Raw genomic sequence first — 25269 nt, forward strand, 5'->3', positions numbered from 1 at the left:
TTGGGAGAACGATAATAAATATGCATAAACGCGTAAAAAGGACGGATTTTAAATTATCCGTCCTTTTTTATGCTGTTTGCCTGAAAACCGAGTGTCGGCCGGCAGGTGTAAACTTAGGCGTTTTCTACCTGGTTGAATGAAGCTTCAACTGCGCCGTCCTTGGTGTTGTCAGGCTTGATTGCGGTGAACTTCCAGGTGATCTTGCCGGCAACGATGTCAACAACTTCCACAGGATAAGCGGAATTTTCCGGAGGAAGGATGACGTCAGGTGCTGAACCCGGAGTGGTTGAAACAACTTCTGCCTTAACGATCTTGCAGTTTTCAAGGGTAACTTCGTATACAGGTACCTGAGCGCCTGCGATGGCACGGCATACCTGGAAGCTGACCTTGGCGATCTTCTGACCGTTCATACAGAACTGCTGGATTTTAGGGGTGGCCTTGTCCAGAGCATGGGTAAAGCTGAACGGGGTGAAGGTGCCTCTGCCTGAAACATCGGTTGTACGGCCAGAGGTTACGTTCTGTGCAGAGCCGTGCTTGAAGTTAACAACTTCGATCCACTTTGCGTGGGCCTTATCGTTGGATTCACCATCGATACCATCGAGTTTGATAAAAAAGTCAGATGCCATAACAGTACTCCTGCTTTCAAAATTAAAATACTAAAATCACAAAATAAAGCTTTGGTTCATTGCTGAACCTTCGCATTCATGGCTTAATTCTTGCACAAGGTAGGGGTTGTTGGTAAATATTTGATCTCGTTTTTTAACATGGTCACACCTTTTATTTTCATGTTGTGAAGCCGTTTCAATATTTTACATTTAGTTATTAGACGGTGAAAAGTTGGTATGATTCTTAACCGAAAAATCAGTATAAATAAAATAGCTTAACATGCTTATTTTTCAACGGTTTCAGGTGGATTATGACTGGATAAAAAACGTCATGAAAGAGCATCTTTTTGAGGGGAACTGTCCCAAATTGAGTTCCTGTTGAAGGACTTTCTGAAACGGAATGAAATAATTTCATGGAAAACGGGGGCTTTACCTTAAAAATAAATTGCGCGAACCATATGTCAGGTTCGCGCAATTATCACATGGCGTGATACAGGACTATGATCTATTTGCCTGCACTAGGGATCTTGGTGGTAAGTCTCAGTGATGTGGTGAGACCTTCAAGCTGATAGTGCGGTCTTAAATAGAATTTGGCATTGTAGTATCCCGGATTGCCTTCCACGTCTTCAACCACAACCTTGGCTTCGGCAAGAGGGTATTTGGCTTTTACCTCTTCGGAAGCGTTAGGATCGGATGTTACGTAGTTTGAAATCCAGTTGGACAGCCACTGTTCCATGTCGGCTCGTTCCTTGAATGAGCCAATCTTGTCTCTTACGATGCACTTGAGGTAGTGGGCAAAGCGTGAGGTGGCAAAAATATAAGGAAGTCTTGCTGACAGATTTGCGTTCGCGGTTGCGTCCGGGTTGTCATATTCCTGCGGCTTGTTCACGGTCTGGCCACCGAGGAATACCGCATAGTCGGTGTTCTTCCAGTAACACAGAGGCAGGAAACCGTTCTTTGACAGTTCGGCTTCGCGACGATCCGTAATTGCGATTTCGGTAGGGCACTTCATAATCATGCCGCCGTCATCGGTAGGGAATGTGTGGGTAGGAAGTGATTCAACAACACCGCCGGACTCAACGCCGCGGATGTGTGCACACCAGCCGTAGTCGGTAAACGAACGGTTGATGTTGACGCCCATTGCATATGCGGCATTCATCCAGTTATAGTTCTGTGAATCTCCGAGGTTGGTGTCTTCGTTGTAGTTAAAGCCTTCAACCGGATTGGTTGTTTCACCGTAAGGAGCACGTGAAAGTACGCGTGGAAGTGTCAGAACAACATAACGGCTGTCATCAGATTCTCTGAATGATCTCCATGCCGCGTATTCAGGGGTCGAGAACACCTTGCTGATGTCACGGGGCTTTGAAAGATCCTGCCAGCTGTCAAGGTTCATGATTGAAGGATCCGCGGCGCTGATGAAAGGAGCATGGGCAGCGGCGGCGATCTGGGAGATCCCCTTTAACAGTTCAATGTCCGGACCGGTCTGGTTGAAGTAGTAGTCACCGATGAGTGCACCGAAAGGTTCACCGCCGGCGGTGCCGTATTCGTCTTCATAGATCTTTTTGAAGATAGGGCTCTGATCCCAGGAGGTGCCCTTGAATTTTTTCAGGGTCTTGAGCAGTTCTTTCTTGCTGATGTTCATCACGCGAATCTTCATTGATTCGTTGGTGTTTGTATTGTTGACAAGATAGGATACGCCTCTCCACGCACTTTCCATACTGGTGAAATCCTTGTGGTGAATGATTTCGTTAACCTGGGTGCTGAGCTTCTTATCCAGCTCGGTGATGATGCTTTCAATTGTCTTGATTGCATCGTCACTGACGATATTGGCATTCTCGAGAGCCTGACCGACAAGGGTCTGTACGGCACTCTGCACTGCGGTCTTGGCTTCTGCTGATTTTGGCTTGAATTCCTGTTCAAGAAGCTGGTCAAATTCAGAAAATTCAATACCTGAAGCAGCCTGTACCTGTTCTGCTGATTTTTCAACTTCGCTCATGTTTTTCCTCCTTATTCAGCCTTGTTTTCTTCGTCTGCCGGTTTTGCTTCCTTGGCAAGTGCCTGAAGCAGTGCGGGATCCTTCAGAAGCTTGGCAATGAGTTCCTCCGCACCGGTCTTGCCGTCCATGTAGCTTAAGAGGTTGGAAAGCTGTTTGCGGGCTTCGAGAAGCTGCTTGAGTCCTTCAACCTTTTCGGCTACCTTGTCCGGAGAGAAGTCATCCATGCTTTCAAAGGTAATGTCCACGGCAATGTTGCCTTCACCGGTAAGGGTGTTGGGTACTGAGAAAGCCACTCTCGGCTTGATGCTCTTTAAACGGTCATCAAAGTTCTCGGCGTTGAATTCCTGAAAGCTTCGTTCTTCCACGTTTGGAAGCGGTTCTGCCGGTTTCCCGGAAAGATCTGACATGACTCCCATTACGAAAGGAAGGTTTACCTTTTTCTCTGAGCCGTAGAGTTCGACATCATATTCAACCTGAACGCGAGGGGCGCGGTTCTTGCCCACAAACTTTTGAGAATTTGTAATTGCCATTGTTAAAATCTCCTCGTTCTACTGTTCATCCTGAATGAACTACTGGTAACAATTTTTAAAAACGTTTTTGATAATCCCGTATTAATATTCCTGATTCTGCTCTGGAACTCCAAGCTGTTCACGAACCTTTTCGAGTGCTCCCTTGTCGATTTCAGTGAGAATCTCGATAAAATTCATGTCGGACATTTTCAGGACCCTGTCCAGAAGGTACGGCAACGGGCTTGAAGGTTCCGCTTTGCGGAAATATTCGGCGCTTTTCTTTACCATCATCAGAGCATCATTTCTGTTAGTAATGATGACGGTACTGAGATTCGTTACCCCGCATGCCGTCTTGGATGCTCCGGCATTTCCCTGCTGGGACGTGTCTGCCGTGACGGGAACTGCAGTATCTTCATTTGCGGTATTTTCTTCAGGGAGCAGGGTGTCAAGAAACCTGTTCATGTGCCCGATTTCCCGATCAAGGGCTTCGAAGTTAAGCAGTGCAGAGTCTCCAGTTTTGGTGTTAATGCTGTTTCTGATGTTTTCAAGGAGCTCTTTTATTTCACCAAGCAGTGCGGATTTCTGTGCAATAATGTCACGCGGTAGGTTTCTGAATTCGGACACCATCAGTGAAAAATCAGTTTTTGCTTCCGCCGTGATAATCCCCTGAGCAATGAGGACGTCTCTTAGGGTGTAGGGCAGTTCGTCGCATATTCTGTGTCTGCGGAACTGACCGATGAAATCAATAGGGTCGTTGTAGCTTCCCGTCTTTGGGGAGAGCATGCTCAGAATGTTGATTCTTTCGGTAGGATCGTTGTCATCGTCAGGATCCAGTTCGGGATAGCATTTATCCCATAAAGAACCGCACAGATAATTTATCATTGAAAGGCCCTGCTTCATGCCTTCAAGTCCGTTAAGACAGAAGGCGGCCAGGGTGTGATAAGCCGCAACACGCAGATCCCTGGTTCTATTCCAGAGCTCAATGGTGTTCTTTATGAGAGACCTGTAGTCAGGTTCTTTTCCTTCGCTTACGCTGTCGCCGATTTCAGTTGGCGGAACGGCAAGAGCAAGTTCTTCCATCTGCAGATACGCGGAATCGTATTCCAGATTCTCGCCGGTGTCATTATCGGGAAGAGGGGTAAGCAGGGATTCTGTGCTTGGTAAATCCATTTTCCGTTTCTTTAAAATATCGCTAAGTGTATTGATTCTGTTGGCCGTTCGCTTATAAGGCCAATTTTTATGTTACACGAAATCACACGGGTATTAGTGACATGTTTCTCATTTCAAAAAACAGAAAATAAATATTATTCAAAAGTGAGAAGTGTGATGTTTTTAAAAGGGTATGGGGAAGTCGTGATTGTTGCCGGGCCGTGGGTTGTAGAGCTGTGGATTCTTTGATGATTATGAGAAAGGAACGCTTTTTCGGTAAAACCTGCTGACACCGCCGGGAGTGTCAGCCAGAGCGTGCGGATGCAGGGGGATGAGGCAGTACGGCAGCATAAAACGGTCAGTCATTGTGACCGTTTTATTATTTAAATCCATTTTGAGCATGGAGGTTAGCCGGCCTGCGGAGAAAAGATGAGGCAGGAAGATGATACGATCTAGGCTACGGGCCCCAGCAGCTTAAAGCTCTTCTTCGCATCTTCAAAAGCTTCCGTAAGCATTTCAAAGGCGGAAGGGTGGTAGAAGTTGTAGCCGATGAGGTCATCCAGAGTCTGTCTGTTGTACAGGGCTCCGTAAATGAACTGCGACATCTGCTGTGCATAAGGGGCGCAGATTTCCGCTCCCAAAAGCAGTTGGGTTTCACGATCAAAGTATACATGAACCAGACCGTGTCTGTATCCCTTTATCACGGAAGTGGTGTTGTCTGCAGTTGAGCTTTCACCAAGAATGAATTTATGTCCTGTTCTTGCACACTGTTTTACTTCCTCAAATGACAGACCGGTAACGGTGATTTCCGGATCAGTGAAGGTGATGTCCTGATGTGGCATGTTGCAGGTCTGATACAGTCTCGGATATGTTGCGGCATTAGCTCCCGCAATCTTTCCCTGATACAGGGCTTTCTGCAGGTTGCTTCTTGCGGATGAGGTGGTGTCTCCCGCAATAAAAATGTGCGGAACGCTGGTCTGAAGAGTTTCCTCGTCACAGTATGCCTGGTTGAGTGAATTAAGCTGAATGCCTGCGGTTTCAAGCTGCAGATCATCCAGATTCGGGATTCTTCCGGTGGCGCAGAGAACATAGTCCACCTTCAGGTAACATTCATGATCGGTTTCGTCAAGATAGTAGATTACGACGGAGTCATCGGTCTGTTCCATGGTGGTGAACCGGCCGTAAGGCACGATGAACACGCGTTCCTTAATGGCATTCAGTGCTGATGCCGCAACCTTCGGATCGGTAAGGTGACCGATTTCTCCCTTCCCGAATATTACCGTCTTAACGTTTAATCTTGTAAGATATTCACCGAGTTCGAGACCAATGCTTCCGGTTCCGAAAATGGCAATGCTTTGCGGAAGTTCCTTCAGTTCGAAGAGATCCCCGCTGGTGATTACACGGTCGCCGATTCTCTGAAATTCCGCAGGAATATAGGGCTTTGAACCTGTGGCTATTACAAAGCTTCTTGCAGATATGGTGGTATCAGTGCCCTCGATTGCCACGGTGTAGGGATCAATGAAAAAGGCCTTGCCCATGATGCGGCAGTCTTCAGGAATGGTGTAGAACTCCTTGATATACTGATCCAGAAAGGCTCTTTTTTCATTTCTGACGGAGTTGAGTATTTCACTGCGTTCGAGCTGTTTGTCCGCTGACTTGCCGTATAGGGTCATGGTCAGCATGGGAGTGCTGTTTGATGAGAACTGGCGTCCCATTTCATGAAGCAGCTGTGAAGGTACACATCCTGAGGTTATTGAGGTCGGGCCTAAAGGTCCCTGTTCAATGATTATTGTATCTGCATTATTTTCAACTGCGGTCTTGTATGCCTGCATACCGGCAGTGCCGGCTCCTATAATTACAGTATCAACAGAGATGTGTCTCATGGCAATGTCCTTTCTTTTTATGATTTATTATACTTATGTTGACCGTCCCGAGACAATTATTTTCGGCTTAAAGAGTGTTGTCACCTGTGGATAATTTGCTAGAATGTCTCGGGCCGGTGACGGCCGTGTATGGCACAGGATGAACGCCTTAATCATGTAATGCGACTATTTCGGGATATTTATGAATTTTGAGAAACTTCTTCAGTATAAATGTCTGATTTTTGATCTGGACGGAACGCTGGTTGATTCCATGCCGTTTCATTACGGCGCATGGGTAAAGGCCGTGGAGCCGTTCGGATTTGTTCCGGACAGGGAATGGATGTATAAGCACGGAGGCGTACCGAGTCATAAGATTGCCACCATACTGATAAGGGAACATAATCTTCCGTTCTCAGATCCTCATGAGCTTGCCGCAATCAAGACAAGACACTATCTCGAAAATATTAAGAATGTTGAGGTATACCCGGTAATGAAGGAGCTTCTGGATTATGCCAGAGCACACTCCATTCCCATGGGAATAGGTACTGGGACACTTCGCACAAATGCCGAATACATAGTAGGGAATACCATTCTTAAAAACTACATCAGCGTGATAGTTTCCGCAGATGACGTCAGCAATCACAAGCCTCATCCTGATACATTTCTGAAGGTCGCTGAAGCGTTTAATGCAGAGCCTTCCGAAAGCGCAGTTTTTGAGGATTCGTTTTTCGGGTTTGAGGCGGCGGTAAACGGAGGCTTTAATCTCATAAAGATTGTGGACGGAGTACCCCAGTTCTAAAGCTTACCTGTTTCACTGTTCAGTTTGGGAGACGAAGTATTGCGTCTGGGAATCCCTGCAGGTATCCAGGAAGTGAAAATACGCCTTGGGATGGACGGTAGGGCAGACGGCATAACATCGGAAATAATCCTGCTCACACATACGTAAAAACGGACTGCATCCTCTGAAAATGAGTGCCGTCCGTTTTTTTGCTTATCCGTCTATGCCCTATACTCTCCGATAAAAGCGGTAAGGGCAGGTGAGTCCGAATCATCTAGTAACATCATGAGACGGACTGACGGGATTTGCGTTATCAGTTCTGATTCTGAAAAGTCTTCTGAGGTCTGTGACCGCCCGGTCTGAATCCGTTTCTGTGAGGGCCTTTATCAGAATTTCCGGCAATGGTGATTGTGGAAATCTTGGCCTTGTAGATGAGCTGCTGGTTTCCTGCAGCGTCGGTCAGTGCCATGCTGTACTGATCGTGGCCGCTGATTACGCCTTCGAGCTTGATGCCGCTCACTAAAAATACTGAAACGGTCTGCTTGGTTTCCTTGAGCCAGTTCAGAGCGGTGTTCTGGCCGTTGCCAAGAGAAAAGGCCTGTTCTAATGATTTATAGTTAAGGTTTTCTGCGCTTTCAGAATTCTGATTGTCTATTGAATTGTCTGTCATTGGATTCTCGTGATTTTTATGGTTATAAGGATGTGTTCATTGTTCCTAGTGTCTAAAATTCTATACTAAAATTTCAATTAGACAACAAAAAAGATGAATATAATGCACAAAATCAAATATTCATTAGATTTTTACTGGAATGAAAAGAGGGGAAATAAATGGTGCCCAGAGGCGGAATCGAACCACCGACACGGGGATTTTCAATCCCCTGCTCTACCGACTGAGCTATCTGGGCATTAGAAGAATTGAGTGGTGCCGGCTAACGGAATCGAACTGTTGACCTACTGATTACAAGTCAGTTGCTCTACCTACTGAGCTAAGCCGGCATGAACCTGGTGCCCAGAGGCGGAATCGAACCACCGACACGGGGATTTTCAATCCCCTGCTCTACCGACTGAGCTATCTGGGCAACACGTGCTATTCTACAGAATGATTTTTTTAAGTCAAATATTTTTTACAAAAAAATCCTGTTTTGGGGTTGTTTGTTTAAATATTATGCTAAATATGCGGGTAAATTCCGTATTTTTAATAAAATGACATTTTTCCGGTTATCAGTACGTTTAACCTGGCGGCTCTGAACATTGTCGGTATAAGGTCTCTAAGGTTTTTCTTACATTAGGTTGATGAGCCATCTGCTTCTTCATCATAAGCAGTTTACCGGTAACATCCGTCATCATCACCGTGTTGCTGTATTCATATATATTGTTGAGCACGGACAGCGGCCACGGATTTCCTGAGAAGCTCGGGTGGGGAAGAGGGGCTTCCTCAGAAGTCAGGACGGGTACATACGGTTTTTGCGGACACGTTTCAGAATATCATTCAGTTTAAATCCCTGTAGATTAGTCGGAAATGGTAAAAAAACAATCAAAATTTCACAAAAAATACGTGGCAATAAAAAATCTTCAAAAAATTTTTATCGTATAAAATCTTTAAAATCAAGGCTTGTGACGTTTTCTGCCAAAAATTTTTAAATTTAATTCTATAAAACCTATTGCATTAGTATGTAATATTCTGTATAGTATATTCAAACCTAGTTAATCGATAGGAAATAAGGAGATAAATAACAATAAAACAAGGTAACGGCGTATTAAACAATAACAAAAACAATAAAGAATGATAATTAAAAATAAAACAGAAAAACAAAAACTCTAAAACAGAAACAAACTAAACAATAAGAAGTTTTTTTAATAAACAAACAATAAGAAGAAACACAATTACGCCGCAAACAAATTCCTGTCACACGATTTGGCTGGGTTGATAAGCTGAAGGTGGTCCGTAAGGCCCCGAAAAAATTGAATTACAGAAAAACAGATAAGGAGACAGATTATGTCATACAGATTTGAAACTTTACAGTTACATGCAGGTCAGGAAAAGCCGGACAGCGCAACCGGTGCAAGAGCAGTACCTATCTACTTAACTTCTTCATATGTGTTTAATGATTCCCAGCATGCGGCTGATCGTTTCGCCTTAAGAGATCCTGGCAATATTTACGGCAGACTTACCAATCCTACCGTTGATGTTCTTGAACAGCGTATTGCGGCTCTCGAAGGCGGTGTCGGTGCTCTTGCTACCGCATCAGGTCTTGCAGCCATTACCTATGCCGTTCTTACAGCCGTAAGCGGCGGTCAGAACGTGGTTGCGGCATCCAACATTTACGGTGGTACCTTCAATCTGTTTGCTCATACACTTCCTGATTACGGTGTTAAGACCAAATTTGTTGATCCGTCAGATCTGGAAGCTTTTGAGGCTGCAATCGATGAGAACACCCGTGCGCTTTATGCCGAAACCCTGGGTAATCCTAACTCAGACGTTGCTGACATCGAAGCTCTTGCCGCCATTGCACACAGACATAAGATTCCTTTAATTGTTGACAGCACCTTCACTCCTCCGTCAGTTTTCAGACCTATTGAACATGGTGCTGACATTGTCGTTCATTCCGCCACCAAGTTTATAGGCGGTCACGGTACCGTACTGGGCGGCTTAATCGTGGATTCAGGTAATTTTGACTGGGAAGCTTCAGGTAAATATCCGTCTTTAACCGAACCAAATCCTTCTTATCACGGCGTGGTGTTTACCAAGGCTGCAGGCAAGGCTGCATATATCGTTAAGGCCCGTGCGGTATTTTTAAGAAACACCGGTGCAACTTTGTCTCCGTTCCATGCATTCCTGTTCCTCCAGGGGCTTGAATCACTGTCTCTCCGTCTCGAAAGACACGTTGAAAATGCCCTGAAGGTCGTTCAGTTCCTTAACAGTCATCCAAAGGTTCGTAAGGTTAATCATCCGTCCGTAACCACTGATGCAAGACAGCAGGAACTCTATAAGAAGTATTATCCGAACGGTGCAGGCTCAATTTTTACCTTTGAAATTGACGGCGACATCAATGATGCCAGAAAGGTAATCGATTCACTCAAGCTGTTCTCACTGCTTGCAAACGTTGGTGACGCCAAGTCTCTGGCAATTCATCCGGCTTCAACCACTCATTCTCAGCTGAATGAGGAAGAACTGCTTGAACACGGTATTAAGCCTAACACCATCAGACTTTCAATCGGTATCGAACACATCGACGATATCATTGAAGATCTGAAGCAGGCGCTCGAAAGCATCTGATAAGCATCCGCACAGGATATAAGAGAAGATATAACCGCAATGCCGCAGAATAAATTCTGCGGCATTTGCGTTTCGTTCACGGCACCGTTACCGGTGCAGGGCAGTCATGTCCTGATAATGATTTCTGATTTTAGGATTATTGCCGGAACAGGAAATGTTTTATAAAAACCGATATTTTTATTTGAAGTGTTATTTTTTTTCTGAGTGTTTACGGTTTGATTTTTAAACAGAAAATAAACAGTGCTAAAAAAGTAAACAAAAGCACATTAATCTGCTAAAATCAGCGACTATTTTATCCGCAGGTAGTATACTGACTGCATTTAAATGCCGGATTAGGCATTGTTATCCACAGAACACATATTACAGTATTCCCTTAAATTATGAACGGTCCGATCGATAATACGGATGTTCGCATTAACAGTTTAGACTGCAAAACCCCGGCCGACACAACGGTGTGTGCGCAGCCGGAATGATAACCCAGTCGTGATTCATTAATAAGGATTGGCACGCGCAGGTGCGTATCACGGCTTCACCTCGAAACCTGTCAGAAACAGACATGTTTGTATTAACGGCAGAATGAAAAATAATATAGAGAAAAGCATGAGCGTGAAAAAAGAATTAGACAAGAAGTTTTCCGGAAAAAAGATTTCTGCGGAAAAGTCCGCAGCCGGAGAAAACGTAAAAGACAATAAAATCAGCAGAGAAGTAAAAAAAGAAAAATCAAAGACCGGTGTAACCGCAGCTGAAAGCGGCGTAACCGATCTTCTTTCACTTTATCTCGGAGAGAAGGTGGCTGTTTCCGCCACTGCTGAACCGGTCCAGGGAAAGAAAAAGAAGACAGGCTCTTCAGCCTCGAAAGCAGCCGCAGGCAGTGCCGGTAAGAATTCAAAAAAGACCGCCGGATCCGCAAACGCCGAAATTGGAGACGGGGAGCTTAGTGAGCTTGTTGTATATGCGGCCGAAAGAACCATTATAAAGGCCGGTTTTGATTCCGTGAATGCCTCCCTGAATAATCCTAATGCGGCAGACGGTGAATATCTGGGAAATCTCAGAAAGATTATCAACAGACAGAGCGTTTCCAAAAAGTACGGCCTTACAGAGATTAAAAAGGCCTGGTGTGATTTAACTGCCGGCAAGGTTCTTATTCCCGTGGATCTCGGGGCAAATACAATTGTTCTTCCCGCCGATTCCCTTGAAAACATCGAGGGGAAGGTTGTGTATGAATATGAGAAGATTGAGGAAGTTGACATTGTTTACTATTCCAAGAAGCTGGAGTCAGTCGAAACAGGTGAAACCTGCATTCTGTATCTTCCGGATTCAACCGTGTTTCACGGCGATACCGTACGATGCGTAAGAAACCGCAGAACGGGGATTGCCTACTATGTTTCAACAGTGGATCGCCACAATCTTATTCTCGGACGCTGGCGCAAGACCAAGGATCGTGCGGTGCTTAATCCTGAGGATCCGCGTTTCGGTCAGCTCCGCTTTGCATTCAGAAAGCTGTCAGATGTTGACGGCATCGGCATGGGCAGCATAGTTATCTGCCGTATCGTAAAGAGACATCCGTCAGGTGACTATATTGTGGAGGTCGAACACGACCTTAAGGACGGAGCCCGTCTAGACAGCCGTATTCAGATTGCTCTTGTGAATAACGGCATTCCTCATGAATGGAATGAGGCCGTGAGAAAGCAGGCTGACAACATTCCAGACGAGGTTCAGGAAAAGGATAAGGATGCAAAGAAGCGTGTCGATTTAAGATCGCTGCCTCTCGTGACAATTGACGGTGCTGACGCCAGGGACTTCGATGACGCCGTATACTGTCGAAAGGAAGGAACCGGATTCAGACTGTTCGTGGCCATCGCCGACGTATCGTTCTACGTACGTAACGGTTCACCGCTCGACAATGAAGCCAAGCACCGCGGAACCTCAATCTATTTCCCTAATTACGTGGTTCCGATGCTTCCGGAAAAGCTCTCCAACGGCCTGTGTTCCCTCAATCCTCACGTGGACAGACTCTGCATGGTCTGTGAAATGGAGGTCAGAAAGGGCGGATCCATCGGAGAGTACAGATTCTATCCTGCGGTAATGAACTCACATGCACGTCTCACCTACAGTGAGGTGGCAGCAGTTCTTGCCGGGGAGGATGTTACCGATCCTGAGATTGTTCCTTTAAAGGATGATCTGCTGAATCTCTATGCTCTTTATAAGGAGCTCAAGCTTGACAGGGTTAACCGCGGAGGCATTGAGTTTGAGGGCAGTGAGGTCAGATTCGTGTTTGATGAGAATCAGCAGATTACCGACATTCTTCCGGTTGTGCGTAACGATGCACACATGCTGATTGAGGAATGCATGATTGCGGCGAATGTCTGTGCTGCCGACTTTGTTGAAAAGAATAAGGGCTTTACCCTGTTCCGTGTTCATCCGAAGCCTGCCGCCCTGAAGGTTACGGCATTCAGAAACTTCATTACCCCGTACGGCTTAAGTCTTGACGGCGGTGATGTACCTGAAAGCAGTGATTATGCCGCTTTTGCGAAAAAGATTGAGAACAATCCGTATAAGGACATTCTGCAGGTGATGATGCTGAGATCTCTTTCTCTTGCCACCTATACGCCTGAGAATGAAGGTCACTTCGGTCTGGCTCTGGATCATTATGCCCATTTCACTTCACCAATCAGAAGATATCCGGATTTACAGCTTCACAGGGAAATCAAGTATCTTCTGGGAAAAACAGGAGTGTATTCCTCAAGTCTTGTAACCTCCATCGGTGCCAAAAAGTATGAACTGCCTGAACTGACAACACTGTCAGACAGCTGCAATACCACCGAACGCCGAGCCGACAAGGTCAGCGGTGAGGTTGAACTGTCGCTTAAGGCCAAGTTCATCGAGAAGTTTATCGGCAGGAATCTTCCGGGAACCGTCGTGAACGTGACTCCGTTCGGTCTGTTCGTGAAAATCAACAGATTCAACATAGACGGCATGATTCACGTATCGCAGATTTCCGCAAACAACTACATGACCTTTGATGAAACCAAAATGCGTCTTGTGGGTGAAAAATCAGGTTTTTCCGTAGGACTCGGTGACGTCATTACAGTTGTCATTACCGATGTCAGCATTGATGACGGGAAGATAACCATGATTCCTGCTGCCGGTACCTTCGGCAAGAATAAAGCTTCAATAAACGAAGAGGCAAAGAAGACCGTAAATGAATACACAGGCAGTGACGCGGTTGATAATGAATCGGTCAACACGGCAGTGAGAAGGTCAATGGCAATCTGGAATAACATTGACGGTCTTGACGATGACCTGATGGATTCCGTTGTCAGTGTCAGCAGGGTAAAGTCTGCTCCCCATGCCAAAATCAGCGGAAAGCATAAGGCAAAGAGCGGAACCGAAAAGAAATCAGGTTCCGGGAAATCTGGTAAGAAGCCTGTGAAAAAAGCCGCTAAGAAATCGGCCGGAAAGGCAAACGAAAAGCAGGCCGGATAATCCCGAGGCCGGCTGGCGTCATTCAGTGGCTGTATCTTCCAATATCTGACGTAAACCTGTTTAGCAGGAATACATATTAAAAAAAGAAGGCGGAAAGCCTTCTTTTTTTATGGATTCGTGATGTTAATTGCTCTGGAATGTCCTTTTCATGAATCTGTTCCGGGAAACTTTTTTGGTGGTCAGTATTCGCCAACGTTCTCAAGATCGTCCAGGACAATAGGATCGTTTTTAAATTCTTCAATTATTACATTCTCGGATAAATATCTTAAAAGTTCCTGATGATCATTTATTCCAAGTTCGGCAGACACCAGTTGAAGTTGTTTTTCGGATAAACCGTCACAATGAGCTAGGAGTATGTAATCTTCAATAGAGATTTCACCTTTCTGTCTGATCTGTCGGAGAACTTCCACGATATTACTGTCATCATCACTGACGTCATCTGTTTCGAAGGAGGAGTCCGGTGTGCCATTATCAGCGAAGAAATCCTTCGTATCCTGAACTTCCGTAACAGCCGCATTAGTAGCTGTAACCCCGATATCCTGTTTTTCGGATGCTTCTGATGTTTCTGATGTTTCATCGCTTTGGATTTTCTTTTGGGAATCCTGAAGTTTGGTCTGGTCTTCCATGTCAGTCATGGAGTCTGTTTCCGTATCGGAATCGACGCTTTCGTTAGCGGTTGCGTCTGTGCATTTCTCTTTTTGTAGGGCCTGAACGTTATTTTTCGAATGTATTGTCCTAAAGAAGGTGTCGGAAACATTTACCCTGCAGATTAATCCCGACTTGCGTGCTTCATCATTCAGCAGAAAACTTCCTGCTTTGGTCAGCATGTCAAGAAGGGAGGTTCTGTTGATTGAGGCACGGCCGGTATCAATAACTCTGTAAATATAGTTGGTGTTGGTGATGTTTCTGTTGATTTCGTAGAAGGCCCTCACGTGTTTTTTGCCGACATAAGCAGGAAGTCCGAAACGCTTGAACAGCTTTTTGGTCAGCATGTCCAGTCTGTGCAGAAGCTTCATGTCGTTTATATGGCGATAATAGGATAGCCATCCCATCTGTTTTTTATCAACAATGACACCGGCGCACATAATGGAGATTTTGTTTGTAAGTTCATAAAACAGTGATTCCGGAATGGATTTATAGGATTTCCTGTATTGACGAATCGCTGCTGAATATTGTCTTATGAGATTCTCAATTGCTTTTTCATGTTTTATGACCGACTGCTTTCTTACGGAAATGACGTCTCCGTTAAAAACATACCCCAGATACTGAAATTCTTTGTTCAGTGAGCCCTGATTATCCTTTTCGTCATTAAGGGACATTTTAAGGGCTGTAATATCTCCCGTTATCTCGTTTCTCACGGAGGAGATCATTCCTTCATGACACAGAACAAGTATGTCATCAACAAAACGGAAATATGCGATGTCTTTTCTGTTTTTATATGTATTGTCAATGTCACTCAGAAAAATGTCAGCAAGTATTCCGGAACATGAAAGACCTTCAGGGATGCCTTTTGTTCTGTTTTCTTCATCGGATTTTCTTAATTCGGTTTCAAAGGAACTGTTTTTAAGAATTTTCCTGATGAGGTTTAGAATTTTTACGTCTGAAATCCTGGTTTTAAGCTTTTTTATCAGCAGGTCGTGATCAACTGATGCGAAGAAGGTTGTAATGTCGAGTTTAAAGAATTCGGCATAATTCTTTCTGGTTTTTATGAATTCTGAAATTACCTCTCGGCATGTTGGAGTTCTGGTTGCATCTGGAAATTTATGTTTCAGATATTTTGCAATAAGGTCGATAATGATTCTGTCACGTATTGTCGGAATGCAGATTTTTCTTGGCTTCTTTTCAGGTCCTTTAGGTATAAGCATCATGCGGTACCTTGTAAAAGAATATGTTCCGTCAGCCGTTTTTCGCTGAATGATTTCCATCTCTTTATCAAGACTGTTTAAAAAACTTTTGGCTCCCACAAGATCCAATCCAATGGACACTGAATCCTTTTTCTTAACCTTGCGTCTGACAGAATCAAGAATATTGTTTGGGGAAAAGAGATTATCGTAATCGAATTTAAAATCTTCCGTTGTTTTTTCAGTATTCGTATTTGAAGAATCCATATCTAACTCCGTGTTTCCGGTTTTTTTGCAAACCGTAATATCCGCATCAGGTAAAGTTTTAGGTTGTCAGTAAACTGCCGATAAGGAACTGACATGATAATAGTGAGATCCAGTTAGTCGTGTTGCGGGATGCATATATCGACAGCAGTACGATAAACATGGAATGTGTCTGTGATGGCGGTAGATGAGAATCGTAAGAAACGGTGATGTTAAAAAAACTATCACTCTTATTCCATGCATATCCCTCCTGCGTGACCGCAACGGCGGAATATACGTATGAACAAGCAGGGAGTACGTCTGATTTCAGCCGTGTCCCGAAACGTTCATGTGAACGTTTATTTTAATATCATAATAAGGAAACCCTCTGGCAGAACGCCAAACATCACCGTGGGAGAAATTATATCACTTTTTAGATTTCAGGTTATACAGACAGTACTGTAATTTGATTGAATGTATGAAAAATATTCTGTTTGTTCGGATGTACGAAAGCACTGAGAATGGTGCTTCATCCTTGTTGTCTGCGGTAATCTAATCGAGACATTAAAACCTGCAAATATTTGGCTGACACAATGCATGCCAGTCACCTGAACTCTGAATAATATGCGGAATTTCAGTAATAAAACGTGTTATTCTCGATCAGGTTCACAATAATGTGTTTTTTTTACATATATTGAAAAAATCGTCTGATATAAAAGGTGTTCAGATGTTATTTAAACAGTTCTGTTCGGAGGGGAGGTCTGACGGAAGTACGGCTATGACGCAGGTAGCCGATGTTCGATATCAGAATGCTCTTTTCTCTAATCATAAGCTTTGAGTGTGGTTGTCAAAATGGGAATTGCAATTTATTTGTTTGAGGCAAAATCTATCCAATCTTATCTTGCCAGATCCGGAAGATTAAAGGACGTTGTTAATGCAAGTAATTATCTTGCAAAAATGATTGATGATGGTGATGGTAGCGATTTATCGAAACTGATGAAATCCTCTGGCCTGTATGAAAAGTCAGATCTCTCCGGAAGTCAGAAGGGCAGTGACGGAATTCATTTTTTCAGAGTAAAAGGGGGTTCCTTCTACTGTTGGTCTGATAATAAGGCAAATCTGCAGAAACTCCGCCGGTGCTGGACGCTGTATTTCCAGGCATGCTTTCCAGGAATGGCATATACGGATGCTCTGGAAGAAGGTGAAGATTTTCATAAAACCCTCAGCAAAGCTTTCGAGTCAATGACCAGAAATTTCAACTCTCCGTCAGTACTTCTTCCTTTCGGTACGGCCGTTTGTCAATCCACTCCGAGAACAGGTATGGCATCAGTTGAATGCAAAAGAAACAGAGGTAAAAATGAATACAGCGATTTGGCAAACGTACGTCTTCGTTCACAGGATGAAAATGCCAACGATTATCTTTACAGTCAGACGATTCCTGAAATATTTTATGACAGAATAGAACGTCTCTCTGATTATTTTTTCCGTTACACCGATAACAACTCACAGAAGTCACGTGATATAGCACTGATTCATCTTGATGGTAACGGAATAGGGCAGATTCTGATGACACTGAAAAAATCACTGGAGAACAAATCAAGTGATGAGTATTCGAAGAATATGCGTCAGTTTTCAGAAATGCTCGAGAAAATTACCCAAAATTCCATGCGCAGTGCAATGAAAGATATTCTGAACGGGGAGCCTGGTGATTTTCTGTTCAGACCTCTGGTACTTGGCGGTGACGACGTGACATTGCTGCTGGAGCCAAGATTTGCATACGATTTTGTTATTTCATTCTGTAAGAGTTTTTATAAATATTCAAAAGAAGAAATAGGTAAAAACAAGGTGCTTTCGGAGGCTTTGAAAAAAGCCAATGTCCGTCCGTATCTTTCGGCAAGCGGAGGCATTCTTTTCAATAAGATTGCTCATCCGTTTTTCAACAGTATAAGTATTGTTGAAGGTCTTGCTGAAAAGGCAAAACAGCTGACAAAGTATAAGCCTGATTTGAACGATTATACGGATTCTGAAAAAAATGAGCTGTGTCGTCTTTATAATTCAGAAAATACGGATTCTTTGAATAATACCATGCTTTACTCCGCAGTAGGAGTTTTCAGAATGTCCAGCGCATCGGCAATAAGCAGTGGTGAACTTCTAAGCAACAACAGACACGCCGATTATGAAAACGGCAGTGTCATCACCACCGGAGACTGCGTGTATTTTGTAAATCGCGATGAGTTTGAAGAGGACATGAGAGATCGCATGCTCACGCTGGAGGATATCAGAGATTTTGTTTCGGTACGGGAAAGGGGAAATTCTTACGGCACGAATCTTTCAAAGTTGATAGGCAGAATAAGAAAGATGACCGGCTACATGATGAACGGAAACAGTCAGGAACAGAGGAGGGAAGAGCTTATTTTAAAAAAGAATTTCCCTAAACATGAAAGTGATGATGACGGCAGAGGTGTTTACAGTGAGTACTCAGACCTTCTGAAAAAAGCCTTTTTTGCCTGGAATCACATCAGTTTCGGTCAGCCTGATGACAAGAATCTACAGATAATAAGAAAGGTATGCGGTAATGCGTCTCATGACTACATGGCTTCAGTTAACGATGATATTCTGGTTGCTTACCACTTCATCAATGAAGAACACCAGTCAGCTGAGTATCTTGCAAAGAAAAAAGCCGGAATGATGACAGAGAAGGAGTCTGTAAATGAGTAATTATGAGTTTAAGATAACCATTAATTTTTTAAGTTACTGGTTTATCAGTTCCGGAGTTGAAAATGGTGCTTATGCTGACCAGATAACCCTTAAGGATCGTGACGGTTTTCCGTATGTTCCTGGAAAGTCAATTAAAGGTGTATTCAGGGAAGCATTCAGAACGGCGTTAAAGTCAGGTTGGTTTGACAGGTTCAGACATGATGACACAGACATGATGACAGTATGTCTGATGAAGAATTTCACGATAAGTTAATCCAGCTGATTTTCGGACAGAACGGAACCGTTGACGGATACAGCAGGGATGAACTTCATGCAGAGGGACTGATTCATTTTACCAATGCAGAGATAGCCGGAAATGCTAGGAGCAAAATAGGAAAAGAGAATTCGTTTTATCTTTTTAAAACAGTTCAGAGCACCAAAATCAATAAAGAAACAGGTACCGCTGAAAATAAAAGTCTAAGGACCATAGAAGTTCTCTAGGAATAACCGAAAAGGACATGTCAGATATCCTAGCACTGTTTGACAGCGTATCTTCCTTAATTACTGAAATTGGGGGAAAGCGTCGTCGTGGGTTTGGCCGTTGTTTATGCAGTATGGAGATAATTTAAATGAGATTATATTATTTGGCCAACATGATTGATTCCGTAACTGTAAGTGAAAGACATAATTCCGATTACAGTCAGAAGTGTCTGGATTATATTCCCGGAAGTGCAATTTCAGGGGCACTGGCCTCAGTTTTATATCGTGCTCATGATATCGATAAGAAATCACTGAACACTATTTTTCAGTCAAATTCATCTGTTTTTTCCAACTGTCTTCCGTTAAAGAGGAATGAGGACAATGGCACATATGAATTTGTGCTTCCCGCCATCAGCTGTCTGTATTTTGAAAAAGGTACCGAAGAAGGTGAGAGTCCGTTTGTAAACAGGGTAATTTCAAGAGAAAACGGCAGTAAGCAGCTGAAACAGGTTCGGTCTGGATATATGTCTGCAGACGCTAGAAAATATACCGTAACAAAGGATTCGGTAACTAAGACGGCCATAGACTGCAGGACGCTGACTGCTGCTGAAAGTCAGTTGTTTTCACTTTCATTCATCAATAAGATGGAAGCGTTTTGGGGATGGGTTGATATTCCTGACAGCGTTTCCTGCCCGGATGTCATCAAGAATTTTTTCAATACGGAAATAAGAGTGGGAAAGAGCAGATCCAGTGAGTTTGGTCGCGTTAGGCTTCAGCTGCTGGATTCAACCGTTTCTGAAAAGATAAGAAGATGGCAGGAACATGTGGATAACAAGAATGACAGTCTGTATTTGTGGTGTGTAAGCGATATTGAATTTATTGATTTGAAATCAGGCATGCCTACGGTCATTCCTCAGGCATCCAATTTCTGGCTGAAGGATTTTGTTTCGACTGATTGGGAATATGATGCCGACAGGTCTTTTATCAGAACGGGAAGCGTCAGATTCTTTAACAGAAAAAGAAATGGTCTTGACGGAGAAAAACAGTTTATCAAGAAAGGCAGTTTAATTTGTTTTAAACGTAAGGGCGAGAGAGTATTTTCAGATGATGAACTGAAGGAGATATCTCTTCACGGCATAGGGTTGTCTCGCCATCAGGGGTTTGGTACGGTTCTCGTAAATCCGGAATGGATAGACAGTAAGCAGGAAATAAAAGCTGGTACTGAATTATCGCTTTTCAATAAAATTGTTATAGATGAGCCTCAGTTCGGTACAGCGACTGATATAGAGGATGATTATGATTATCTGACATCATATGTTAAAGCCTGTATTACCAGAGATGATAACGATTATGAGTATCAGGCACATGTTGTTCTGAAAAGTATTAGGAAAATTTACAACCAGGCCAGATTGTTTAATGACAAGCTTGATATCGATCAGTATGGAAGAGAGACGGATCAGGTTGTTAACTGGGGACCTAATAACTCACAGTGGGGCGTTCTGCTTGAGATAATAAAGAATGTGAAGGGTGCAGATGACAAACCTTTGTCAGATGGGGCTAATTCATCAGTGATGAACGAAATCCGGAAAAAACTGGATTCTGAAAAGAAAAGAGAATCATCAAAGACCACATGGGATGTTCATTTTGCAACGGACGAAAGCTCTAATGCCACCTTTGCAGAAGAGTTTATGAAAATTATAGATTGTCATAAGTTGGGGGCAATAAAGCACGTTTTTGATACTCTGCTGCATTACAACTTATCAGATTTCAATAAGGAAGACTGGGATTAACAGGAAAGGGCTTAGAGATTATGAAAAGTGTTGTATTATCAAGAATTACAATTGAAACTATTTCGCCTTTGTCCATATATTCAGGCGAGCGAACCCTGTTGTCAAATGATGCTTTGGCTAGGGACTGGAACGGACTTCCTTATATCCCGGCTACAAGTCTTACGGGCGTATGGAAATCTGTTCTTGATGAAAAGTTCAGTGAAGAACTTGATTTCTGGTTCGGTTCCTTATCTGAAAAAATGGATGATGATAAAAGAAAGGCCTCACGAATGCTCGTTTTTGACGCTCTGATGCTGAATCATGTGTCAGAATTGCCGGGTAATGCCCAAAAACTGAGAGGTATCATTACCTCGGAAGATATCAGAAAAGATTCTCTGCTGAGCCGGTTTACCCTGGAAAACGACAAGGATTTTGAAAGAACAAACTGCAGTATCAGCTCCAGAAAGTCAGCGAAGAACAAGGCTTTGTTTAAAACCCTGATTCTTCCCAAAGGACTTCGTTTTGCCTTTGATGTCAAAGCCGAACTTGATGAAGATAAAGACTTTGAAAAATACGAACAATTACTTGGTTATATAGGTTCTGTCGGCTTTTCCATTGGAGCCAGAACATCAAACGGACATGGACAATTTAAGGTTATCGGAATAAAAACAGAACAATACCGTATCGGGGATTATGCAGAACATCCGGAAGAGTTGGCCGGCAATATCCGCAGATTTATGTCTTCAAGAAAGGTACCGCTGGACACTAAAGACTCAGGTTCCTTGTTATCAGATTCAGGTTCATTCATCATTCCTGAAGGCTGGGAATTTTCGCTTGAATCAAAAGGAACATGGAGGCTTGGAAACGGCAGAAAATCAGCTGAAGAATTATCTGAAGGCCGTAATAGGACAATAAAACATCTGGAAAGTGAGCGGAAGAGCGAACAGACTCCGCAGAAATGTTTCAGTGACGGTGTTGTGGAATGGAATCCAGACAATACGTTCAGACAGATTAAATATGAACTTCTGGTTCCGGGCAGTACCGTTAAGGGCATTATTGCACACAGAACGCTGTTTCACTATCTCAGAATCAATGAATGCTTTGCGGATGAGGCAAGTCCACTGGATGTCGGGAGTATGGTAAGCGACCTGCACAATGGTAAAAAGGCAAATGCCCTGTTGGATGATTACTGTGAAATATTCGGTGCCAATGATCCCGAAAACCCAGACGGGGTTAAATCAGGCGCAGTCAGAATTTCTGACTGCAGAGTAGACTGCTCTGGTGCGGTAACCAGAACACATAACTGTTTGGATCGCTTTACCGGCGGTGTAATGCCTTCTTCTCTTTTCAGTCAGGAAAAAATCGTTAATCCGCGGATATATGTATCCATACGCATTCGAAGGGATCGTTGGGAAAAACTGAAAGATAAACCTATCGGAGAAGCCCTCAGATGTACTGTATATGATTTAAAGAACGGTTTTCTCAATATATGCGCAGGAGCTGGAAGAGATACGGCCGTGTTTAGTGAATATAGGGAAGGAAGGGAATAATATGACAGATAAGGATAGTGTAAGTCTGTGTAACAGCGTTAACAGCCTGCTGACTGATAAGAAGCTTGAGGTTCAGTTTTCTTCCGGAATTCTTCAAACGGAATCTGAAATTTACGATGATGAGCATGGCTGTGAATATCTCTCATCTCTGACAGAAAAGAAATATGAATCATGGGTAATGTTTTCTGACTGTGTTGTGCGCAATGTTTACATAGATAAGCTTGTTGAAAAGATTAATGATCTTCTGGAAGCTGAATTCTTTTTTGCGGATGAATGTCTGAGTCTCAGAGTGAAACGGCTGAACGATTCAGAGATTCTTATGTGCAGATATCGCAGAGAAAAGTCTTCAGCCGAAGAATCCGAAGTATATACTCATGTTTCAGTATGCGTAAGACAGGATATTCTGCATTTCGATGAGTTTGATGAATCAAAAGTAAGGTATGCCCTCTGGTACAGAAATGATGATGACCGAATGGTTCCTTATGCCCAGGTTTTTGAAGGTTTTGAAAAATAGAGGTTTTAAAAATGAGAGATAAACCGATTAAAATAGTTGTTCCTTACAATTTTATTCCTTTGTCCTCCTGGGTATATACTCCTGATTGGGCGAAAAAGGCCTGTCACGACATCCCTTTTAAAGACGGAATTTCCGGCAAAATAAGGTACAGACTTAAAAACAGCACACCTATCTGTGTTGGACATCAGAAGAATGCCGAAGGTGTTCTGGATTGGGAAAAAGATTCTGAAGGTCGTTACGTTATTCCGGGATCTTCCGTAAAAGGGATGCTGAGAACGGCACTTGAAATCGTGTCATTCGGTCGAATGAAGTGTTTTTATAACAGAAAGCATGCATCCAGACACAGTATCGGTAATGTAATGAGTTCCGATAATTCCATGTTTGACAGACTTCCTGTTTTAGTGAAGCCGGAAAAAGATGGGAACTGGAAATATTTTGTGACGGAATATAATCCTGAGATGAAACCGGTATGTGCATCAGTAAAAATTGATAATTTGAATCTGGGGCTGAATCAAGATTCAAAAGCAGCTGATAAGCTTACCAAAATCATGAATCTATATGGAAGAGGAGAGAAGCTTCCTATAGTATATGCCGAAATTAAAGATAGTGAGGGTATATCCAGGAATCAGTGGAAAAAAAACAGAGATAAGCAGAGGAAGACTTATTGGAAAGAGGTTGTAAGTATTTCCGAAAAAAAGGATGAAAAACATCAATATGCCGGAATGTTTCTGTTCATGGATAAGAATGTTTCAAATAACAGGAGTAATCCTAAGGCAAATCAGTATACAGATTACTTTTTCATTTTTGATGAGGATAAACTGAAAGATCCCCGGAATTGGAAACATATGGATATTGATCTTGTACAGAATTTAAAACAGTCCATGGCTCCGTTAAAGAAGGGAGAAGACACGCTTTTTGACCTCTACTGCACGCATATGAATGACATTGCAGGTTTTCCAGTATGGTATCTGAGAAGTAAGAACAGTGAATCAGACAGTTCACTTGGGTTCTGTCAGGTAATGCGTCATGTTTACAAAAAATCAGTGAAGGATTTGGTGGAGGCTCAGCACAAAATAGAAGGTGCAGATCTGCCGACTACGATGTTCGGTTACTGTTCCAATAAAGAAGATGATATGTCCCTGGGCAGCAGAATAGGCTTCAGTGATCTGGTTGGAATAAATATTAAGAAAACAAAGGTGGAACAGTATGTGCTGGCAGAGCCAAAATCGTCTTTCTATCCGGAATATCTGGGAAAATTCAGTTATAAAAAACCTTACGATGAAGGTTCCAGAATAGCGGGGAGAAAAATTTACAAAGTAAGAGATCGTCTCGCCGAACCAAATATTGCTAATGATAACCAGAATGTTGTGAGCAAAATAAATTTTGTTGAAAAAGACAGTGAGTTTGAAGGTACGATTGTTTTTCACAATTTGAAACCTGAAGAACTTGGAGCCCTTGTTTGGGTTATGACATTTGGTGAAGGTTTGAAAACCGAAGATTCTTCAAAATCATCCTATTACCATTTACTTGGACACGCTAGAGCTTTCGGTGCCGGAGCTGTTCAGTTTGAACTTGGTTCAGAATCATTTGAATTCCCTTCATATCAGAAATTTTCCGATACTGTCGAACTGGTAAAAGATTGTCTGGTTAAATTTGAGAAGGTTATGAATATCAATTATCCGTTTTCCATCAAGGAGGATTGCTGGAAACAAAGCAGTATTGTAACCATGTATCTGAAAAATTCAGAAATAGATTCTGATTTTGACGTTAAGAAAGTATATAACGTTTTTCCAGATGAATTTAGTAATATTAAACAGGATTATGAGAATTCACCGAATGCCGGAAAATCAAAACAGCAGGTGGGATTTTATCCGGACGGCAAAAATACCGGTCCGGTCTGTAACGTGCTGAAGGAAGAGGGAGACTTTTCAGAAAAAACATGGAAACAGAATGTGGATAAAAAGCGTAAAAAAGAAGAGGAAAGACAGAAGGTAGAACTGAATAACAGAAAAGAAGAACAGGATAAACTGGAAAAAGAATTAGTTGCTGCCAATAAAAAGAATGAATTGGAAAGGCGACTTAACGAGATTCTTGATTCCAGCAATACTGGTTCCGAGTTGTATGTTCTTGAAGTCGAGGTGCTAAGGAACAGAGAACTTTGTGAGAAATACAGGGAAAAACTTGGTTTTTCAAACTTTAATCAGTTCCTAAAGAATCTGAAGAATAAAGGAATCGAAATCAACGATGACACACTTCAGAGAATGTCGGATGTCATCAGACAGGATGATGAACTGATAAAGGATGCTCTTGACAGTTGTAAAACTCAGAAAAAGAAGGATAAGAATTTTGTTATTGCTTCTAGGTTGTACGATTTATTGAATAATTAAGACATAACACTCTGTTTTAAATTGAATCACGTCATTGGGAAACCGATGACGTGTTTTTGTTTTTTGAGAAAATATATTTGATGAAATTATGACATTGCTCCCACAGTTTTATGAGTTGTGATATAA

At 42.9% G+C, this 25269-nt stretch carries 17 protein-coding genes and 3 tRNA genes; 10 read left to right on the forward strand and 10 right to left on the reverse strand.

What is annotated here, in order from left to right:
• Positions 1-113: 113 nt before the first annotated feature.
• From QZU58_RS02905 to QZU58_RS02925, 5 genes are all read right to left on the reverse strand, one after another.
• Positions 114-626, reverse strand: a complete 513-nt coding sequence (locus QZU58_RS02905) for a type VI secretion system tube protein Hcp (RefSeq protein ID WP_294494668.1) — start codon at positions 624-626, stop codon at positions 114-116.
• A 484-nt stretch (positions 627-1110) separates the two neighbouring features.
• The gene (gene tssC / locus QZU58_RS02910) at positions 1111-2601 is read right to left on the reverse strand and encodes a type VI secretion system contractile sheath large subunit (protein ID WP_294494671.1); all 1491 of its coding nucleotides are present in this window, start codon (positions 2599-2601) and stop codon (positions 1111-1113) included.
• Between the two features lie 11 nt (positions 2602-2612).
• Positions 2613-3131: a type VI secretion system contractile sheath small subunit gene (gene tssB / locus QZU58_RS02915; RefSeq protein ID WP_294462564.1), complete on the reverse strand. Its 519-nt coding sequence runs from the start codon at positions 3129-3131 to the stop codon at positions 2613-2615.
• A gap of 81 nt (positions 3132-3212) precedes the next feature.
• Positions 3213-4280 (reverse strand): type VI secretion system protein TssA, encoded by a 1068-nt coding sequence (gene tssA, locus QZU58_RS02920; RefSeq protein WP_093141504.1) that lies wholly within the window; start codon positions 4278-4280, stop codon positions 3213-3215.
• 431 nt (positions 4281-4711) lie between these two features.
• Positions 4712-6142, reverse strand: a complete 1431-nt coding sequence (locus QZU58_RS02925) for an FAD-dependent oxidoreductase (protein ID WP_294494679.1) — start codon at positions 6140-6142, stop codon at positions 4712-4714.
• Between the two features lie 181 nt (positions 6143-6323).
• Between QZU58_RS02925 and QZU58_RS02930 the strand changes: the two genes are divergently transcribed.
• The gene (locus QZU58_RS02930; RefSeq protein WP_294494682.1) at positions 6324-6920 is read left to right on the forward strand and encodes an HAD family phosphatase; all 597 of its coding nucleotides are present in this window, start codon (positions 6324-6326) and stop codon (positions 6918-6920) included.
• 292 nt (positions 6921-7212) lie between these two features.
• On the opposite strand, the gene QZU58_RS02935 is transcribed toward QZU58_RS02930, so the two are convergent.
• The 4 genes from QZU58_RS02935 to QZU58_RS02950 form a co-directional block, all read right to left on the reverse strand.
• Complete coding sequence (locus QZU58_RS02935) at positions 7213-7569, reverse strand: RNA chaperone Hfq (RefSeq protein ID WP_294462551.1); 357 nt, start codon at positions 7567-7569, stop codon at positions 7213-7215.
• 159 nt (positions 7570-7728) lie between these two features.
• Positions 7729-7804: transfer RNA gene (locus QZU58_RS02940), tRNA-Phe, on the reverse strand.
• Between the two features lie 15 nt (positions 7805-7819).
• Positions 7820-7895 (reverse strand) — tRNA-Thr (locus tag QZU58_RS02945).
• A 7-nt stretch (positions 7896-7902) separates the two neighbouring features.
• A tRNA-Phe gene (locus QZU58_RS02950) sits at positions 7903-7978 on the reverse strand.
• Between the two features lie 917 nt (positions 7979-8895).
• Here QZU58_RS02950 and QZU58_RS02955 point away from each other — a divergent pair.
• Together QZU58_RS02955 and rnr are read left to right on the forward strand one after the other, a co-directional pair.
• Complete coding sequence (locus QZU58_RS02955; RefSeq protein ID WP_294494688.1) at positions 8896-10176, forward strand: O-acetylhomoserine aminocarboxypropyltransferase/cysteine synthase family protein; 1281 nt, start codon at positions 8896-8898, stop codon at positions 10174-10176.
• 600 nt (positions 10177-10776) lie between these two features.
• On the forward strand, positions 10777-13662 hold the full coding sequence (gene rnr, locus QZU58_RS02960; protein ID WP_294494691.1) for a ribonuclease R: 2886 nt from the start codon (positions 10777-10779) through the stop codon (positions 13660-13662).
• Positions 13663-13841: 179 nt separating this feature from the next.
• Here rnr and QZU58_RS02965 read toward each other — a convergent pair whose 3' ends face one another.
• Positions 13842-15770 (reverse strand): reverse transcriptase domain-containing protein, encoded by a 1929-nt coding sequence (locus QZU58_RS02965; protein ID WP_294494693.1) that lies wholly within the window; start codon positions 15768-15770, stop codon positions 13842-13844.
• An 828-nt stretch (positions 15771-16598) separates the two neighbouring features.
• On the opposite strand from QZU58_RS02965, the gene QZU58_RS02970 reads away from it, so the two are divergent.
• The 7 genes from QZU58_RS02970 (at position 16599) to QZU58_RS03000 (ending at position 25143) form a co-directional block, all read left to right on the forward strand.
• On the forward strand, positions 16599-18464 hold the full coding sequence (locus QZU58_RS02970; RefSeq protein WP_294494695.1) for a hypothetical protein: 1866 nt from the start codon (positions 16599-16601) through the stop codon (positions 18462-18464).
• Positions 18457-18717: an RAMP superfamily CRISPR-associated protein gene (locus QZU58_RS02975; RefSeq protein ID WP_294494699.1), complete on the forward strand. Its 261-nt coding sequence runs from the start codon at positions 18457-18459 to the stop codon at positions 18715-18717. The genes QZU58_RS02970 and QZU58_RS02975 overlap by 8 nt, the downstream gene beginning before the upstream one ends.
• Positions 18687-18944: a hypothetical protein gene (locus QZU58_RS02980; RefSeq protein WP_294494702.1), complete on the forward strand. Its 258-nt coding sequence runs from the start codon at positions 18687-18689 to the stop codon at positions 18942-18944. Before QZU58_RS02975 ends, QZU58_RS02980 begins: the two co-directional genes overlap by 31 nt.
• 128 nt (positions 18945-19072) lie before the next feature.
• Positions 19073-20713, forward strand: coding sequence for a hypothetical protein (locus tag QZU58_RS02985; protein WP_294494705.1), 1641 nt, complete (start codon positions 19073-19075; stop codon positions 20711-20713).
• A gap of 20 nt (positions 20714-20733) precedes the next feature.
• The gene (locus QZU58_RS02990) at positions 20734-22242 is read left to right on the forward strand and encodes an RAMP superfamily CRISPR-associated protein (RefSeq protein WP_294494708.1); all 1509 of its coding nucleotides are present in this window, start codon (positions 20734-20736) and stop codon (positions 22240-22242) included.
• A 1-nt stretch (position 22243) separates the two neighbouring features.
• Complete coding sequence (locus tag QZU58_RS02995) at positions 22244-22756, forward strand: hypothetical protein (protein WP_294494710.1); 513 nt, start codon at positions 22244-22246, stop codon at positions 22754-22756.
• 11 nt (positions 22757-22767) lie between these two features.
• On the forward strand, positions 22768-25143 hold the full coding sequence (locus QZU58_RS03000) for a TIGR03986 family CRISPR-associated RAMP protein (RefSeq protein ID WP_294494713.1): 2376 nt from the start codon (positions 22768-22770) through the stop codon (positions 25141-25143).
• Positions 25144-25269 lie beyond the last annotated feature (126 nt).

This window comes from uncultured Ruminobacter sp. (assembly GCA_902764345.1).
In the GTDB taxonomy this organism is placed as follows: Bacteria; Pseudomonadota; Gammaproteobacteria; order Enterobacterales; family Succinivibrionaceae; genus Ruminobacter.